This is a genomic window from Xanthomonas citri pv. mangiferaeindicae, assembly GCA_002240395.1.
GTDB lineage: Bacteria > Pseudomonadota > Gammaproteobacteria > Xanthomonadales > Xanthomonadaceae > Luteimonas > Luteimonas citri_A.
This window is the reverse complement of record CP016836.1, coordinates 3,577,947-3,595,106: the sequence shown is the minus strand read 5'-3', so window position 1 is coordinate 3,595,106 and position 17,160 is coordinate 3,577,947. Positions and strand designations below refer to the sequence as shown.

The window sequence follows — 17,160 nt, the reverse complement described above, 5'->3', positions numbered from 1 at the left end:
GACCTGCACCATGTCGACGATCCCTTCTTTTGCTGCCTCGCCGATCCTCGAAACCGAACGCCTGATCCTGCGCCTGCCCAAGGCCGAGGATTTCGACCGGTATGCCGAACTGCTGGCCGACGAGACCGCGGCGCGCTACATCGGCGGGTGCCAGCCGCGCGCGGCCGCATGGCGCAAGTTCCTGCAGCAGCCCGGCGCCTGGCTGCTGCAGGGCTTCGGCATGTTCTCGGTCGTCGAGCGGGCAGGGGGGCGCTGGCTCGGTCAACTCGGGCCCTGGCGCCCGGAGGGCTGGCCGGGCAACGAGATCGGCTACGCGTTCCATCCCGATGCCTGGGGCCAGGGCTATGCCGTGGAAGCAGCGGTCGCCGCCATCGACTGGGCATTCGAGGCACTGCACTGGGACGACATCATCCACTGCATCGATCCGGAGAACCTGCCGTCGCAGAACGTCGCTCGGCGGCTGGGCGCTGTCTGCCACGGGCCGGGCCGGCTCCCGGCGCCGTTCGAGGACCACCCGATCGAGATCTGGGGCCAGACGCGCGCGCAATGGCGCGAGCACCGAAAGCGCTTTGCATGACCGCGATTTACGGCTACTCGCCATCCGGCAATTGCCACAAGCTGCGGCTGCTGCTCGAACAGCTCGGCCGCCCGTATCGCTGGATCGAAACCGACAGTAGCCGCGGCGCGACCCGCACCCCGGACTATCTCGCCAAGAATCCCAACGGCAAGGTACCGATGCTCGAGCTCGACGACGGCCGCGTGCTGGTGGAGTCGAACGCGATTCTGCACTGGCTGGCGGTGGGCACCGAGTTCGTGCCGGACGATGCCTGGCAACGGGCGCAGGCGCTGTCGTGGATGTTCTTCGAGCAGTACAGCCACGAACCCTGTCTCGCCGTTGCTCGCTTCATCTGTGGCTGGACGCCGCTCGATTCGCCGCGCCGCGCCGAACTGCCGCGCCTGCACGAACGCGGCGTGCAGGCCCTGGCGGTGATGGAGACACACCTGTCGGCGCATCCCTGGTTCACCGGCCCGCGCTATGGCATTGCCGATATCGCCCTGTTTCCTTACACCGATGCGGCTGGCGACGGGGGATTCGACCTGTCGCCGTACCCGGCGCTGCGCGACTGGCTGGCCCGCGTGCGCGCGACGCCGCGGTTCGTTGCCATGCCGGCGCCCGCGCCCGAACACGCCGCGCTGATCGCGGCATCCCGCCAGTAGGTCCCGACCGCATGTTCGCCACCGTCCCGAACCCGATTCCCGCCCGCATGAAGGGCCTCAACCGCGCCGAGATCTGTGACGCGAACTTCCAGCAGTTCGTCCGTGACTGGCGCGGCCCGGTGCAGGCACGTCCGGCCGATGCCGACGCTGTGCTGCCCGGCAGTGCGTTGAATGCACGCGGGTTTGTCGAACTGCTTCAATCGCAGCTGATCAGCCGGCACCTGGACCTGATGGCGCGCGTGCTGCGCGTGCAGAACAAGGTCTTCTATACGATCGGGTCCAGTGGCCACGAGGGCAATGCGATGGTCGCGCGCCTGACCCGGCATACCGATCCGGCGTTCTTGCACTACCGCAGCGGCGGCTTCATGGCCGAGCGCTTCCGCAAGCTGCCCGGCATGGATCCGGTGATGGACTCGGCGCTGTCGTTCGCGGCCAGCCGCGAAGACCCCGCCAGCGGCGGCCGCCACAAGGTCTGGGGCAGCAAGCCGCTGTGGGTGCTGCCGCAGACCTCGACGATCGCCTCGCACCTGCCCAAGGCCTTCGGCACCGCGGTCGCGATCGAGCAGGCACGGCGCATCGGCCATGCGCTGCCGGTGCCCGACGACAGCATCGTCGTGTGCTCGTTCGGCGATGCGTCGAGCAACCACGCGACCGCGCAGACCGCTTTCAACGCCGCCGCCTGGACCGCCTACCAGAAGCTTCCCGCGCCGGTACTGTTCGTCTGCGAGGACAACGGTATCGGCATTTCGGTCAAGACCCCCGATGGCTGGATCGCGCGCAACTTTGCCCAGCGCCCCGATCTGGACTACTTCGCCGCCGACGGCCTGGATCTCGCCTCGGGCTACGGCGAGGTCGAGCGCGCGGTGGCGCATTGCCGGCGCACGCGCAGGCCGACCTTCCTGCACCTGCGCACGACCCGGATCATGGGTCACGCGGGTACCGACTTCGAGATCGAGTGGCGCTCGCTCGAGGAACTGTGCGCGGTCGAGGCCACCGATCCCTTGCTGCGTTCGGCCGCGATCGCGCTCGAGTCGGGCCTGATGAGCGCCGATGCGCTGCTGGCACTGTACGAAGACACGCGCGCGCGCTGCTTCGCGGCCGCGCACGACGCCGACAGCCGGCCGCGGCTGGAGACTCTGGCCGAGGTCATGCAGCCGTTGGCCCCGTATTCGCCGGCCCAGGTCCAGGCCGAGGCCACGCGGTATGAGCACGCCGCCGCGCGCCCGGGTGTGTTCGGCGGCGAGGCCAAGCTGCCCGAGGCGCAGCCGCCGCGGCACCTGGCGATCCAGATCAACCAGGCATTGCACGACCTGTTCGCCAAGTATCCCGAAGCGCTGCTGTTCGGCGAGGACGTGGCGCAAAAGGGCGGCGTATACACCGTCACCAAGGGCCTGCAGAAAGCCTTCGGCCCACGGCGTGTGTTCAACACGCTGCTCGACGAGACGATCGTGCTCGGGCTGGCGCAGGGCTACGCCAATATGGGGCTGCTGCCGCTGCCCGAGATCCAATATCTGGCGTACTTCCACAACGCTGGCGACCAGATCCGCGGCGAGGCGGCGAGCCTGCAGTTCTTCAGCAACGGCCAGTACCGCAACCCGATGGTCATGCGCATTGCCTCGCTGGGGTATCAGCGTGGCTTCGGCGGTCACTTCCACAACGACAACTCGATCACCGCACTGCGCGACATTCCAGGACTCGTCGTCGGCTGCCCGTCGCGCGGTGACGACGCGGCGACGATGCTGCGCACGCTGGCCGCGCTGGCGAAGGTGGACGGCCGGGTCTGCGCGTTTCTCGAGCCGATCGCGCTGTACATGACCAAGGACCTCTACGAGGCCGGTGACGGCGGTTGGTTGACCGCGTATCCGCCGCCCGACCAGGCGATGGCGTTCGGCGAAGAGCGGGTATACGCGCCCGAGGCGACCGATCTGCTGGTGCTGACGTTCGGCAATGGCGTGCCGATGAGCCTGCGTGCGGCGCGCACGATCGAGGCCGAGCGCGGCTGGCGCGTGCGCGTGGTCGACCTGCGCTGGCTGTTGCCGCTCAACGAAGGAGCGATTGCCCGTCACGTGGCCGAATGCGACCGGGTGCTGGTGGTCGACGAGGGGCGGCGCAGTGCCGGCGTGGGCGAGGGCATCGTGACCGCGATCACCGAAGCGGGCTTCGGCGACCGGCCGTTGCGCCGGGTGGTCGGGGCCGACACGTTCACGCCACTGGCCGGGGCCGCATTCTTGGTGATTCCGTCGGAGGCGGACATCGTCGCCGCCGCATCGGCGATGGCCTGACCCAAAAAAGGCCGGCGCAACGCGCCGGCCGTTCGGCTGATACGCGGCGTCCGATCAGTCGGTGAAGCGGGCCCGGACCTCGACGCGGCGGTTCGGTGCCAGGCAATCGATCAGGGCCTGGCCGCGCTCGCTGCGGCATTCGACCACCGGCTCCACATCGCCGCGCCCCACCGCCGTGATCCGATCGGCCGGCACGCCGTGCTCGATCAGATACGCACGTACCGCTTCGGCCCGCTGGTTGGACAGCCGCAGATTGCCCTTGGCATTGCCGATGCGGTCGCTGTGGCCGATGACGTGGACGATGTCCAACTGGTGCGCGCTGCCCGAGAGCCGGGCGGCGATCGCGTCGAGTGCGGCCCGGCCGTCGGGGCTGAGGTCGCGGATGCCGGCCTTGCCGAATGCGAACAGGCCGTCTGCATCGAGCTTTTCGATGAAGGCGCTCGATGGTGCGGGCGGCTGCGGTGCCGGTGCCTGCACGTCGGGTGTGGACGAGCAGGCCGCCAATGCGAGCGAAATGACGGACGCGGCGAAGGCCGCGGACAAGATAGTGCGCTTCATGACATTCCCTTTGAGCTTTCCAGTTCCCCTGCCACCGGACCGCAGCCGGTCCGGCGACTGCCTCGACATTCCCCAGCGCTTGCGCGCCCTGTCAGCAGCCGAGCATAGCAGTCGCACATGGCATGAAAAGGGGGGAGGCTTCTCCGATATGCGAGATGGGAATCCCACTTCGGACAGGCAGCGGCCTGTCAGCCGGAAGCCGCGCTTCCCTCGGTCAGGACCGCTCGCGGTCCGGCCACGCGAAGCACGCGCGGCGTTCGCATGCCTGCGCGGCATGCCGCGCAGGCAGAGCTGGCTCACCCATGGCGCGCTTGACGCGGCCACCGGCCGCCAGTCCGCTGCTTCAGACCGATGGACTCTGACTTCGGACGGAAAAGACGGGGTCCTTCGTCTCAATGCGTCGCGCTGGTAAGCGGATAGAAGCTAAAAAGACAGGCAGACGCTCAGCGCGCCAGGCCGTCGCACAGTGGTACGGCCGTCACTGGATGGGTATCGATGGCCAGCGACGCAGGTCCCAGATCCAGCGGCAGCACCGCAAGCTGGACCTGCGTTGAGACTGCGACGATCCGGCCCACCGGCGCACCGTCGGCGGCGACGTCCTGCCCGGCCTGCGCCGTCGACGCACCATGCAGCGCGACCAGGCCGCGCTTGCTCTGGCCCAGGAAATGCGTCCGCGCCACGATCTCCTGGCCCGGGTAGCAGCCTTTCTTGACGCTGTAGGCTTGCAGGCGGTTGAGCGAGAGTTGCTGCGGCGTCCAGCGGTCGAACTCGCTGGCGGCCAGTCGCGGCAGCCCGTGCGCCAGGTCGATCGCGCGCCAGTGCGCATCGGCCTCGACATTGGGCTGCGGCGCGGCATCGGCTGCGGTCGTCGTGGCCGCATCCGGCGCGTCCGGCTGCAGGCACAAGGTGCGCGGTTGCGACGGTACGCCCAGGTCCAGTTCCACTGCCTGGCCAGCGAATGCGGCCTGGGCGCCGCGCGCGGCCACCGGGGCGGCGAATCGGCCGGTGACGGGCGCGCCGGCCATCACGATCGCGACCTTGCTGCGGAATACGAATCGTTTCAGCGCATCGGCGAACAGGGTTGGGTCCGCGTCGTGCAGGACCAGGTCGAGCGTTTGCGCGTCACGACGCAGCAGCGCGAACAGCGCGACGAGGCGGCCCTTGGGCGTCAGCCAACCGCTCCATTGCCACTGGCCGTCAGCGAGTGCGGACACGTCGTTCATGAACTGGGCTTGCGCGAATGCGAGCGCATCGCGGCCCGACAGCCGCAGCACATGCAGGCCGGAAAGGGCGAAATCCGCGTCGGGCAGGGGGTGTGGCTTGTTTACCATGGGTGTGGGAACTAAAATTGAACGAATGATCACCCCGGACATCATAGGCGACGACGCGGCAACGCCGCGGTCGGAACCGGCGGTCACGCCTGTTCCGGCACCCGAGCCGGAGCCAGCGGTCGAGATCGGGGCCGTGACGGTCTCGATCCCACCCGTTACGGCGACTGGGAAAAGAACGGCCGCTGCATCGATTTCTGATCGCCGCCGCATCGCGTCGGCGCGAGCGGCCCTGTGTACCACCAGCCACGCGGCGCGACGCCGCCAGCGAGGAGACCAGCCAGCGATGGCACATCCCAACCGTCCTCTGTCGCCGCATCTGCAGGTCTATCGACCGCAGATGACCTCGACCATGTCCATCCTCCACCGCATCACCGGCGTGTCCTTGGCGGTCGGCGGTATTTCCCTGGTGTGGTGGCTGATGTCCATCGCCGCAGGCGGCGAAGCCTACGAGTTCGCTTCCCGGCAGTGGGCCTCGCCGATGGGGCTGATCTTCCTGTTCGGCTTCACGCTGGCGCTGATCTACCACCTGCTCAACGGCATCCGCCACCTGCTGTGGGATGCGGGCTGGGGCTTCGAGATTCCCAAGGCCTATGCCTCGGGCTATGCAGTGTTCGTGGTCGGCTTTCTGATCACCGGCATCATCTGGTTCTTCGGCCTGCGGGGTGCGGCATGAGCGGCGGCGGTGGAGAGACCTCGCGCGCAGTGCCGCTGCGCACGCCGGTCAAGCGTGCCCAGGGTCTGGGCTCGGGCAAGTCGGGCACGACGCACTTCTGGAAGCAGCGGGTCACCGCGATCATCCTGGTGCCGCTTGTCGTCTGGTTCGTGCTGACGCTGCTGTCGCTGGTCGGCGCGGAGCTGGACACCGCACGCGCGATCATCGCCCGGCCGTGGAACGCGATCCTGTTCTCGATCTTCCTGGTCACGCTGTTCTGGCACGCCAAGCTCGGCCTGCAGGTCGTGATCGAGGACTATGTGCACAAGCGGTCCTTCGAGCTGGCGCTCCAGCTGCTCGTGACCTTCCTCTGCGGGCTCGGCGCCATCGCCTCGCTGTACGCGATCGCCCGCATCGCCTTCACTGCCTGAGTCCGTGATGACCGCTTACCCGATTACCGAACACAAGTACGACATGATCGTCGTCGGCGCCGGTGGCGCCGGCCTGCGCGCGACCTTCGGCCTGGCCCACAAGGGCCTGCAGACCGCGTGCCTGACCAAGGTCTTTCCGACCCGCTCGCATACCGTCGCCGCCCAGGGCGGCATCTCGGCCGCGCTCGGCAACATGGGCGAGGACGACTGGCGCTTCCACTTCTACGACACGATCAAGGGCTCGGACTGGCTGGGCGACCAGGACGCCATCCAGTACATGTGCCGTGAAGCGATCCCGGCGATCATCGAGCTCGAGCACCAGGGCGTGCCGTTCTCGCGGACCCAGGAAGGCAAGATCTACCAGCGCCCCTTCGGCGGCATGACCACGCACTACGGCCAGGGCATCGCCCAGCGCACGTGCGCGGCCGCCGACCGCACCGGCCACGCGATCCTGCACACGCTCTACCAGCAGTCGCTCAAGCACGATGCGCGCTTCTTCGTGGAGTATTTCGCACTCGACCTGATCATGGACGAGGAGGGCGCCTGCCGCGGCGTGCTCGCACTCGACATGGCCGAGGGCACGCTGCACCTGTTCCGCGCCCAGGGCGTGGTGCTGGCGACCGGCGGCTACGGCCGCGCCTACTTCTCCGCGACCTCGGCGCACACCTGCACCGGCGACGGCGGCGGCATGGCGCTGCGCGCCGGTCTTGGCCTGCAGGACATGGAGTTCGTGCAGTTCCACCCGACCGGCATCTACGGCGCGGGTTGTCTGATCACCGAGGGCGTCCGCGGCGAAGGCGGCATCCTGCGCAACGCCAGCGGCGAGCGCTTCATGGAGCGCTACGCGCCCAATGCCAAGGATCTGGCTTCGCGCGACGTGGTCAGCCGTTCGATGACGATGGAGATCCGCGAGGGTCGCGGCGTCGGCGAGCACAAGGACCACATCCATCTTGACCTGACCCATCTGGATCCGGCCGATATCCACAAGAAGCTGCCCGGCATCGCCGAGAGCGCGCGGATCTTCGCCGGCGTCGACGTCGAGAAGCAGCCGATTCCGGTCATCCCGACCGTGCACTACAACATGGGCGGCATCCCGACCAATTACCACGGCGAAGTCGTGCAGTTGAAGGACGGCAACCCGGATGCGGTCGTGCCCGGCCTGTACGCGATCGGCGAAGCCGCCTGCGTGTCGGTACACGGCGCCAACCGCCTGGGTTCGAACTCGCTGCTCGACCTGGTGGTGTTCGGCCGCGCCGTGGCCAACCGCTGCGCGGAGACGATCAAGCCCGATGCGCGTCACAAGCCGCTGCCGGCCGACGCCTGCGACAAGTCGCTGGCGCGCCTGGACAAGCTGCGCAATGCCAAGGGCGACACCGCGACCGCGGTGATCCGCGACCGCATGCAGCGCACGATGCAGAACGACGCGGCGGTGTTCCGCACCAGCGAAACGCTCAAGCAGGGCGTGGACAAGATCCGCGAGATCCACGCCTCGTTCGCCGACGTCAAGGTCAGCGATCGCTCGCTGGTCTGGAACTCGGACCTGATCGAGACGCTGGAGCTGGAGAACCTGCTGGGTCAGGCGCTGGTGACGATCGTCTCGGCCGAGAACCGCAAGGAATCGCGCGGCGCGCACGCCCACGAGGACTACCCGGACCGCGACGACGAGAACTGGCACAAGCACACGCTGTGCTGGGCGGACGAGGCCGGCAACACCAAGATCGACTACCGTCCGGTGCATATGTACACGCTCGACGACGAAGTCGAAGTCGTGCCCCCCAAAGCACGCGTCTACTGAGCCGGGAGACCCCACATGGCCGAATTCACGCTCCCGAAGAACTCCAAGATCAAGAAGGGCCGGCACTTCCCGGCCGCGCCGGGCGCCAAGCGCACGCGCACGTTCAAGATCTATCGTTGGAATCCCGATTCCGGCGAGACCCCCAGCACCGACACCTACGAGCTCGACCTCGACAAGTGCGGGCCGATGGTCCTGGACGCGCTGATCAAGATCAAGAACGAGATCGACCCGACGCTGACGTTCCGTCGCTCGTGCCGCGAGGGCATCTGCGGCTCGTGCGCGATGAACATCGACGGCACCAACACGCTGGCGTGCACGCGCGCGATCGACGACTGCAAGAAGAACGAGGTGCCGATCTACCCGCTGCCGCATATGAGCGTGGTCAAGGATCTGGTGCCCGACCTGACGCATTTCTATGCGCAGTACGCGTCGATCCAGCCCTGGATCCGCACTCAGACCGCAGCGCCGCCGGATCGCGAGCGGCTGCAGTCGCCTGAGGACCGCGACAAGCTCGACGGTCTCTACGAGTGCATCCTGTGCGCCTGCTGCTCGACCAGTTGTCCCAGCTACTGGTGGAACGGCGAACGCTACCTGGGTCCGGCGATCCTGCTGCAGGCCTACCGCTGGATCATCGACAGCCGCGACGAGGACACCGGTGCGCGTCTGGACGATCTGGAAGACCCGTTCAAGCTCTACCGCTGCCACACGATCATGAACTGCGCGCGGACCTGTCCCAAGGGGCTGAACCCGGCCAAGGCGATCGGCCAGATCAAGCAACTGATGCTCGCACGACGTGGGTGAGCGGGCGCGCCAAGCCGACGCATCCGCGTCGGCTGCGCTCGCGAACGCCCGCACACGGACGTGCGGGCCGGCCTTTCCGGAGTCGGCCATGCCACGCCATGGATGGCATGGGAACTGTCCAAAGAAATGGGAGCGCCAAGCCGACGCATCCGCGTCGTCTGCGCTCGCGAACGCCCGCACACGGACGTGCGGGCCGGTCTCTCCGGAGTCGGCAATGTGCCGCCATGGATGGCATCGGACAAGCCTGATGCGTCATGAGCGCCAAGCCGACGCATCCGCATCATCTGCGCCCGCGAACGCCCGCACCCAGGACGCACACCCGTGACCGACCACGACGACACCACCGAACTGCGTCGCCTGCGCTGGCGCAGCCGCCGCGGCATGCGCGAACTCGACCGGCTGTTCGAGCGCTGGCTCGACCGGTGCTGGGCGACATCCTCCGAAAGCGAGCGGGATGTTTTCCGACGGCTGCTCGAATGCGAGGACGATAGGCTCTGGAAGTGGTTCCTCGGCCATGAGCGTTCGCCCGATGCGCAACTCGACGCCCTCGTCCAATCCATCCGGGCGCTCCCGCCCGACCTCTGAGCCCGCCCGGCTGCACTGGCGGCCGTCGCGCCTGCTGATCGCCGCGTTGGGCCTGATCACGCTTGCCGCCTGCGGTGCCTTGCTGCTGTCCGAACTGCCGGGCCCGGTGGCCGGACTCGGCATCGCCTGCGTCCTGGTCAGCGGCCTGCGCACGATCGTGCTCACCGCACGACAACCGCCGCATCGCGTCGTGGTGCAGGCGACGGGGCAGGTGCTGCTCGATGGACGGCGGCTGGAGGCACCTTGCCTGCACTGGCGTGGTCCGATCGTGCGCCTGAGCTGGCGCGAGGGCCGACACACGCACAGGCTGCTGTGGTGGCCCGACACCCTGCCTGCACCGCAACGCCGTGAACTGCGTCTGGCCGCAGCGATGTGTCCGCTGCCACGCGCAACGGAATCGGTGGCACCATAGCCACTGCCCAGCGGGACGGGCACGGCGATCGCGCCATCGCCGACGACCCGCATCCATCGACGGACGTCCATGCTCAGACCCATTCCCGCCGCCATCGGCCTGCGTTATCTCCGGGCGAAACGGCGCAACGGCTTCATCTCTTTCATCTCGCTGGCTTCGATCTTCGCGATCGCGATCGGCGTCACCGTGTTGATCACGACCTTGGCGGTGATGAGCGGGTTCCAGAAGGAAATCCGCGACCGCATGCTCGGCATGGTCGCGCACGCGACGGTGAGCGCCGAGGGCGACACGCTGCACAACTGGGGGCGTGCGGTCGAGGTCGCGCGCGAGGACCCACGCGTGGCCGGCGCGGCGCCGTACATTGACACGCAGGCGCTGCTGCGCGGCCGCCGCAACGAGCCGGCCGCGGTGCGTGCGATCTCGCCCGAGGACGAGGGCCAGGTCTCCGACCTGGCGACCTCGATGGTGGTCGGCCAGCTCTCGGACCTGCAGCCGGGCAGCTTCAACATCGTGCTCGGCCGCGAACTCGCGCTGTGGCTCGGCGTCGGCGTCGGCGACAGCGTCATCGTGACCACCGATTTCCAGGTCACGCCGATGGGCGCAGTGCCGCAGCTCAAGCGCTTCACCGTCAGCGGCCTGTTCGAGGCTGGCTACCAGGATTTCGACCGCCGGCTGGCGGTGGTCAACCTGCAGGACGCGCAGCGGCTGCTGCGCATCGGCGATGGCGTCACCGGCGTGCGCCTGAAGCTGCACGACATGGATCTCGCCCAACAGGTCACCCGCGACCTCGTGCACAGGCTGGGCGGGGTCTACCGGGTCAGCGACTGGAGCACCGAGAACGCCAACATGTTCCGTGCGCTCAAGCTCGAGAAGACCATGATCGGCATCCTGCTGTCGCTGATCATTCTGATGGGCGCGTTCTCGCTGTTGAACTCCCAGGTCATGCTGGTCACCGACAAGCATGCCGACATCGCGATCCTGCGCACGCTGGGCCTGACCCCGCGCGGCGTCATGCAGGTGTTCATGGTGCAGGGCACGATGATCGGCGTCATCGGTACCGTGCTCGGGGTCTGCGGCGGCCTGCTGCTGACTTTCAATCTCGAACACATCCTGCGCGCCCTCGAGCGTCTGTTCGGCGTGGTGCTGATGCCTGAGGACGTCTACTACGTCACCGGCCTGCCGATCGACCTGCAGGCCAGCGACGTGACGATGATCGGCGTGATCGCGCTGCTGATGGCGTTCCTGGCCACCCTGTATCCGGCATGGCGCGCGGCGCGCACTGCACCGGCGGAGGCGCTGCGTTATGAGTGAGAACCCGCAAGCAGCCGATACCGTCGTGCTGGCGGCCGAGGGCCTGGGCAAGACCTACGCCGAAGGCAAGCTGCATACGCCGGTCTTCGACGGGCTCGACTTCGCCGTGCAGGCGGGCGAGACCGTCGCCATCCTCGGCGCCTCGGGCGCCGGCAAGAGCACGCTGCTGCACCTGCTCGGTGGGCTGGATGTGCCAAGTGCGGGCGAGGTGTTCGTCACCGGGCAGCAGATGAGCGCGCTGTCGAATGCGGCGCGCGGCACCTTGCGCAACCGCGCGCTCGGCTTCGTCTACCAGTTCCATCACCTGCTGCCCGAGTTCACCGCGCTGGAGAATGTGATGCTGCCGGCGCTGCTCAACGGTGCCAGCGACGGTGAGGCGACCACGCGTGCGCGCAGCCTGCTGGAAACGGTCGGGCTGGGCCATCGCCTCGGTCACAAGCCGGGCGAACTGTCGGGTGGTGAGCGCCAGCGCGCGGCCGTGGCGCGGGCGCTGGTCAACAAGCCAGCCTGTGTGCTGGGCGACGAACCCACCGGCAACCTCGACGAGCGCACCGCTGCGACCGTGTTCGAGCTGATGCTGGAGATGAACCGCGCGCAGCGCACGAGCCTGGTGCTGGTGACCCACGACCGCCGGCTGGCGCGTAAGCTCGACCGGGTAATGGAGCTGCATCAGGGCAAGCTGCGCGAGGTCGCGCGCGACGACGTCTGAGGGCGAGCCGCGCACGTCTCGCTTGGCGGCGCTGTGCGGCTGTCCCGAAGCCGGCGCTACTCGCTGGGTTTCGCCGCCTCGGCCGGACGCTGCGAGGCGGCGCGACGCGCGAGCACCGCTTCGCGATGGGCGATGTAGCCGTTGGCGCCGAACACGATCGCCGCGCCGATCATCGTCCACAGGTCGATCGTTTCGCCGAACAGCCACCAGCCGAATACCACGACGATCGGCAACTGCACGAAGCTGATCGGCTGCAGCGCGGAGACCTCGCCCAGGCGCAGCGCGCGTGTCCACAGCCACTGGCCGAGCGTGCCCAGCACGCCCGTGGCGATCAGCCACAGCCAGGTCACCGGACCGGGCCACACCCACTGGAACAGTGCCGGCACCAGCGACAGCGGCACCCACAGCAGATAGGTATAGAAGACGATCGTGTCGGGCGGATCGATCTTCGACAGCTGTTTCATCTGGATCGCGACCAGCGCCGCGAGCAGGGCGCCGAGCACCGGGATCAGCATCGGCAGCGAGAACGCCACGCCCGGGCGCAGGATCACCAGCACGCCGACGAAACCCGCCGACACCGCCATCCAGCGCCGCACGCGCACGATCTCGCCCAGCCACAGCACCGCGGCAATGGTCGCGAATAAGGGCGCGGCATACGACAGCGAGATCGCCTGCGACAGCGGCAGGTGGCCGATTGCCCAGAACGCGCACAGCATCGAGCCCAGGCCGACGAGCGTGCGCACCAGGTAGCGGCCGAGATGGCGCGTGCGCGGCAGGCCGTTGCCGGCGCGCAACAGGATCGGCAGCAGCGCGAGCAGACCGAAGAAGTTGCGGAAGAACGCGACCTCGGTCGTCGGGACGGTCGCCGACGCGAAGCGGATCGTGATCGCCATCAGCGCGAATGCCGACGTGCTGCCGAGCATGAGCAGCGCCGCTTTGCCTGCGGCCGAGGTCGGCTGCCAGCGTTGCGGCAGGCTGTTCACCATGTCGTTCCCACGATCCGTGGCTCGGGGACCAGGTCCACGCCGAATCGGGCGCGCACCGAGGCGGCGATGCGCCGCGCCAACGCCAGCAGGTCGCGGCCATGCGCGCCGCCGTGGTTGACCAGCACTAACGCGTGTCCGGCCGAGACGCCGGCATCGCCGTCGCGGTGGCCCTTCCAGCCGCAGCGGTCGATCAGCCACGCGGCCGAAAGCTTGCAGCGGTCGCCATCGACCGCAAACACCGGCAGCTCGGGGTGCGTGTCGCGCAGGGCCGCGGCGATCGCGGCGTCGACAATCGGATTCTTGAAGAAGCTGCCGGCGTTGCCGATCACGGCCGGGTCGGGCAGCTTGCTGCGGCGGATCGCGATCACGGCCTCGGCGACATCGGACGGCGTCGGCGCGGCGACACCGCGCGCGGCGAGGGCGTCGCGGATGCCGGCGTAATCGAGCACCGGCGCGGCGCGGCGCGAGAGCGCAAAGGTGACCGCGGTGACGATCCAGCGCTCAGGCGTCTGCTTGAACACGCTGTCGCGGTAGCCGAAGCCGCAAGCAGTCGCGTCGAGTGCGACCAGTTCGCCGCGCGTACGGTCGAAGGCCTCGACTGCATGGATGCGGTCGGCAACCTCGACACCGTAGGCGCCGATGTTCTGGATCGGCGCCGCGCCCACGGTGCCAGGGATCAGCGCCAGGTTTTCCAGGCCGCCCAGGCCTTGGGCCAGCGACCACATCACCACGTCGTGCCAGGACGCGCCGGCGGCGGCGCGGACCTGCGCCTGGACGCCGTCGTCGGCGACGATGGCCCGGCGGGTGTCGACGATCGCCAGCGCCGCATCGACATCGTCGACGAACAGCAGGTTGCTACCGCCGCCGAGCACCAATGGCGGCGCCTCGCCGAGCGCGTCAAGCGCCTGCGGCAATGCCGCGGTGTCGCCGACCTCGAGCAGTCGGCGCGCCTGCGCCGGGACGCCGAAGGTGTTGCGGGTGCGCAGGTCGACGCGTTCGCGCAGATCGAACGGGGCGGACATCGGCGGCTCAGCGCTCCGACGCAGGACTAGGGTCGTTGGCATCGCGGCGCCCGCGGATCGCCTCCACGCAGTCGCCGACCAGCGCCGGCCCGCGATAGACCAAGCCCGAGTAGACCTGGACCAGCGACGCGCCGGCCGCGATCTTGCTGGCGGCGTCGGCGCCGCGGACGATGCCGCCCACGCCGACCAGCGGGATGGTCGCGGGCAGCTGCGCGCGCAGCTTGCCCAGCACTGCGGTGGCCCGATCCATCAGCGGCGCACCGGACAGGCCACCGGCCTGCGCGGCGGTCGCGTCGCTTTCGACGCCTGTGCGCGCGATGGTGGTGTTGGTCGCGATGACACCGTCCACCGCCAGGTCGCCGAAGACCCGGGCCGCGGCCTCGATGCCGCCGTCGTCGAGATCGGGTGCGATCTTCACCAGCACCGGCACGCGGCGCCGATGCTGGGCGGCCAGTCGCTCCTGTGCCTCGCGCAGGGTGCCGATCAGGCGCTGCAGGGCCTGCGCTTCCTGCAGGTCACGCAGCCCCGCGGTATTGGGCGAGGAGATGTTGACGGTGACGTAGTCGGCCAGCGGATAGACCCGCTGCAGACAATGCAGGTAGTCGTCGGCGGCCGCCTCGTTGGGGGTGTCCTTGTTCTTGCCGATGTTGATGCCGAGCACGCCGTCGCGGCGTGCGCGCTCGACATTGGCGACCAGCACATCGACCCCCGCATTGTTGAAGCCCAGCCGGTTGATCAGTGCGCGATGCTGCGGCAGCCGGAACATCCGCGGCTTCGGGTTGCCGTCCTGCGGGCGCGGGGTCACCGTGCCGATTTCGACGAAGCCGAATCCCAGCGCGAACAGCGCATCGATGTGCGCGCCGTTCTTGTCCAGCCCCGCGGCGAGGCCGACGGGGTTGGGGAAGCGCAGGCCGAAGACCTCGGTCGGCAGCGGTGCCGGCGCGCCGCCGAGCATCGACGACAGGCCGGCGCGGTGCGCGGCATCGAGCGCGGCCAGCGTCAGATGGTGGGCGCGCTCGGCATCGAGCCGGAACAGCAGCGGTCGGGCGAGTCCGTACACCTCAGCTCGCCGTCCCGAGCCAGAACAGGCCGCCGAAGAACAGCATCAGCACCACGATGCCGACGACCGTCGCGACGAACTGCACATAGCCCAGCACCAGCCCGGCCACGGCCATGCCGTCGCCGTCGAGCTCGGGCGTGCGGCGGATTTCCGCACGCGCCAGATGGCCGGTGATCACCGCCACCAGGCTGCCCAGCCAAGGCAGCAGGCTCCAGCCCAACAGGCCGCAGACCAGGCTGGTGACTGCCAGGGCGCTGGTCCGTCTCACAGGTCGAACTTGATGCCCTGGGCCAGGGGCAGGGCGTCGGAGTAGTTGATGGTGTTGGTCTGCCGGCGCATGTAGGCGCGCCAGGCGTCGGAGCCCGACTCGCGGCCACCGCCGGTCTCCTTCTCGCCGCCGAATGCGCCGCCGATCTCGGCGCCGGACGTGCCGATGTTGACGTTGGCGATGCCGCAGTCCGAACCGCGCGCCGACAGGAAGCGCTCGGAGGCCTTGAGGTCGTTGGTGAAGATCGCCGACGACAGGCCCTGCGGCACGTCGTTCTGCATGTCGATCGCCTCGTCGAGCTGCTCGTACTTCATGACGTAGAGGATCGGCGCGAAGGTCTCGGCCTGCACCACCTCGGCATCGTTCGACAGCCCGGTGACGATGGTCGGCAGCACGAAGAAGCCCTTGCGGTCGTCGAGCGCCTTGCCGCCGCTCTCGATCGTGCCGCCCGCGGCCTTGGCCTTCTCGATCGCCGCCAGGTAGGCGTCGACCGCGTCGCGCGAGTTCAGCGGCCCCATCAGATTGGCCGCATCGGTGGGGTCGCCGATCCGCGATTCGACCTGGGCGTAGGCGGTCTTGAGCTTGGCCAGCACGTCGTCGAAGATCGAAGCGTGCACGAACAGCCGGCGCGTGGTCGTGCAACGCTGGCCGGCGGTACCGACCGCACCGAACACGATCGCCGGGATCGCCAGCTTCAGGTCGGCGGTCGGGTCGACGATGATCGCGTTGTTGCCGCCCAGTTCGAGCAGCGAGCGCCCCATGCGGCGCGCGACGCGCTCGCCGACGTGGCGGCCGACCTGGGTCGAGCCGGTGAAGCTGACCAGCGCGATGCGCTTGTCGTCGACGAACGCCTGGGCCAGATCGCTGCCGGCGTCGTTGAACAGGAAGAAGATGTCCGGGAAGCCGCCGGCCCGCAGCGCTTCGTTGCAGATCTTCATCGAGGCGATCGCCGACAGCGGCGTCTTCGGCGACGGCTTCCAGATCGTGACATTGCCGCAGACCGCGGCGACGAAGCTGTTCCAGGCCCAGACCGCGACCGGGAAATTGAACGCGCTGATCACGCCCACCAGGCCCAGCGGGTGCCACTGCTCGTACATGCGGTGGCCGGGGCGCTCGGAATGCATGGTCAGGCCGTAGAGCTGACGCGACAGACCGACGGCGAACTCGCCGATGTCGATCATCTCCTGCACTTCGCCGTCGCCTTCGGGCTTGGACTTGCCCATCTCCAGCGCGACCAGCGAACCGAGCGCGTCCTTGTGCGTGCGCAGCGCCTCGGCGCACAGCCGGATGGCCTCGCCGCGGCGCGGCGCCGGCGTCGTGCGCCATTCGCGGAACGCGGCCTGGGCGCGGGTCACGATGGTCTCGTAGTCGGCCTGCGAGGTCGCCAGCACCTGCGCCAGCGACTCGCCGCTGGCCGGGTTGACCGGAGTCAGCGTGCCGGCACCGGTATCACGGGCCCATTCGTTGTTGCCGAGGTAGGTGCCCGATTCGGTGGTCTCGAGGCCGAGCGCGGTGAGGACGGGATGGGACATCGCGGAAAACTCCTGGTGTGCGCCGGCGCCGCTGGGCGGCGCTGGCGAAGAAGGGGGTGCGACGCGGCGGGACCGCCGCTGGGGGATGGTCGCGGAACTGGCGACCCCGGCACGATTCGAACGTGCGACCTTCCCCTTAGGAGGGGGATGCTCTATCCAGCTGAGCTACGGGGCCATCGGGGTATTGTAGGTCACCTGTGCGAACGG

18 protein-coding genes and 1 tRNA gene are annotated in these 17,160 nt (G+C 68.6%); 11 read left to right on the top strand and 8 right to left on the bottom strand.

What is annotated here, in order from left to right; all coding sequences use genetic code 11:
• The first annotated feature begins 10 nt into the window (after positions 1 to 10).
• Genes BEN78_15615 through BEN78_15605 form a run of 3 tightly spaced genes read left to right on the top strand, consistent with a single transcriptional unit; the run spans position 11 to position 3,500 of the window.
• On the top strand, positions 11 to 577 hold the full coding sequence (locus tag BEN78_15615; GenBank protein ID ASR44574.1) for a GNAT family N-acetyltransferase: 567 nt from the start codon (positions 11 to 13) through the stop codon (positions 575 to 577).
• Positions 574 to 1,218, top strand: coding sequence for a glutathione S-transferase (locus BEN78_15610; GenBank protein ID ASR44573.1), 645 nt, complete (start codon positions 574 to 576; stop codon positions 1,216 to 1,218). Before BEN78_15615 ends, BEN78_15610 begins: the two co-directional genes overlap by 4 nt.
• An 11-nt stretch (positions 1,219 to 1,229) precedes the next feature.
• Positions 1,230 to 3,500 (top strand): MFS transporter, encoded by a 2,271-nt coding sequence (locus tag BEN78_15605; GenBank protein ASR44572.1) that lies wholly within the window; start codon positions 1,230 to 1,232, stop codon positions 3,498 to 3,500.
• A 54-nt stretch (positions 3,501 to 3,554) separates the two neighbouring features.
• Here BEN78_15605 and BEN78_15600 read toward each other — a convergent pair whose 3' ends face one another.
• Together BEN78_15600 and BEN78_15595 are read right to left on the bottom strand one after the other, a co-directional pair.
• Positions 3,555 to 3,977, bottom strand: coding sequence for a hypothetical protein (locus tag BEN78_15600; protein ASR44571.1), 423 nt, complete (start codon positions 3,975 to 3,977; stop codon positions 3,555 to 3,557).
• Between the two features lie 524 nt (positions 3,978 to 4,501).
• Entirely contained in the window at positions 4,502 to 5,389 is an 888-nt protein-coding gene (locus tag BEN78_15595; protein ASR44570.1) for a hypothetical protein, read from the bottom strand.
• A 283-nt stretch (positions 5,390 to 5,672) separates the two neighbouring features.
• Here BEN78_15595 and BEN78_15590 point away from each other — a divergent pair, with 283 nt between their 5' ends.
• The 8 genes from BEN78_15590 to BEN78_15555 all read left to right on the top strand — a co-directional run bounded on the left by BEN78_15590 (position 5,673) and on the right by BEN78_15555 (position 12,085).
• The gene (locus BEN78_15590) at positions 5,673 to 6,062 is read left to right on the top strand and encodes a succinate dehydrogenase, cytochrome b556 subunit (protein ASR44569.1); all 390 of its coding nucleotides are present in this window, start codon (positions 5,673 to 5,675) and stop codon (positions 6,060 to 6,062) included.
• Positions 6,059 to 6,472 (top strand): succinate dehydrogenase, hydrophobic membrane anchor protein, encoded by a 414-nt coding sequence (locus BEN78_15585; GenBank protein ID ASR44568.1) that lies wholly within the window; start codon positions 6,059 to 6,061, stop codon positions 6,470 to 6,472. Before BEN78_15590 ends, BEN78_15585 begins: the two co-directional genes overlap by 4 nt.
• Positions 6,473 to 6,479: 7 nt before the next feature.
• Positions 6,480 to 8,267 carry a succinate dehydrogenase flavoprotein subunit gene (locus tag BEN78_15580; protein ID ASR44567.1) on the top strand — a complete coding sequence of 596 codons (1,788 nt, stop codon included), beginning with the start codon at positions 6,480 to 6,482 and terminating at the stop codon, positions 8,265 to 8,267.
• A gap of 15 nt (positions 8,268 to 8,282) precedes the next feature.
• Positions 8,283 to 9,068 (top strand): succinate dehydrogenase iron-sulfur subunit, encoded by a 786-nt coding sequence (locus BEN78_15575; GenBank protein ID ASR44566.1) that lies wholly within the window; start codon positions 8,283 to 8,285, stop codon positions 9,066 to 9,068.
• 381 nt (positions 9,069 to 9,449) lie between these two features.
• Positions 9,450 to 9,653 (top strand): hypothetical protein, encoded by a 204-nt coding sequence (locus BEN78_15570; protein ASR45189.1) that lies wholly within the window; start codon positions 9,450 to 9,452, stop codon positions 9,651 to 9,653.
• Between the two features lie 46 nt (positions 9,654 to 9,699).
• Positions 9,700 to 10,065, top strand: coding sequence for a hypothetical protein (locus tag BEN78_15565; protein ASR44565.1), 366 nt, complete (start codon positions 9,700 to 9,702; stop codon positions 10,063 to 10,065).
• 69 nt (positions 10,066 to 10,134) lie between these two features.
• On the top strand, positions 10,135 to 11,376 hold the full coding sequence (locus BEN78_15560; protein ASR44564.1) for a cell division protein FtsX: 1,242 nt from the start codon (positions 10,135 to 10,137) through the stop codon (positions 11,374 to 11,376).
• Positions 11,369 to 12,085 carry a lipoprotein releasing system, ATP-binding protein gene (locus tag BEN78_15555; protein ASR44563.1) on the top strand — a complete coding sequence of 239 codons (717 nt, stop codon included), beginning with the start codon at positions 11,369 to 11,371 and terminating at the stop codon, positions 12,083 to 12,085. Before BEN78_15560 ends, BEN78_15555 begins: the two co-directional genes overlap by 8 nt.
• Positions 12,086 to 12,141: 56 nt before the next feature.
• Here the strand turns inward: BEN78_15555 and BEN78_15550 are convergent, their stop codons facing one another.
• The 6 genes from BEN78_15550 to BEN78_15525 all read right to left on the bottom strand — a co-directional run bounded on the left by BEN78_15550 (position 12,142) and on the right by BEN78_15525 (position 17,128).
• A complete protein-coding gene (locus BEN78_15550) occupies positions 12,142 to 13,071 on the bottom strand; it encodes a hypothetical protein (GenBank protein ID ASR44562.1) in 930 nt (309 codons plus the stop codon).
• Positions 13,065 to 14,093 carry a UDP-N-acetylenolpyruvoylglucosamine reductase gene (locus BEN78_15545; GenBank protein ID ASR44561.1) on the bottom strand — a complete coding sequence of 343 codons (1,029 nt, stop codon included), beginning with the start codon at positions 14,091 to 14,093 and terminating at the stop codon, positions 13,065 to 13,067. Before BEN78_15545 ends, BEN78_15550 begins: the two co-directional genes overlap by 7 nt.
• Positions 14,094 to 14,100: 7 nt before the next feature.
• Positions 14,101 to 15,153 (bottom strand): dihydroorotate dehydrogenase (quinone), encoded by a 1,053-nt coding sequence (locus BEN78_15540; GenBank protein ASR44560.1) that lies wholly within the window; start codon positions 15,151 to 15,153, stop codon positions 14,101 to 14,103.
• A gap of 1 nt (position 15,154) precedes the next feature.
• Entirely contained in the window at positions 15,155 to 15,421 is a 267-nt protein-coding gene (locus BEN78_15535) for a hypothetical protein (GenBank protein ASR44559.1), read from the bottom strand.
• Positions 15,418 to 16,953, bottom strand: a complete 1,536-nt coding sequence (locus BEN78_15530; GenBank protein ID ASR44558.1) for an aldehyde dehydrogenase — start codon at positions 16,951 to 16,953, stop codon at positions 15,418 to 15,420. Before BEN78_15530 ends, BEN78_15535 begins: the two co-directional genes overlap by 4 nt.
• Positions 16,954 to 17,051: 98 nt before the next feature.
• Positions 17,052 to 17,128: transfer RNA gene (locus BEN78_15525), tRNA-Arg, on the bottom strand.
• Positions 17,129 to 17,160: the final 32 nt, after the last annotated feature.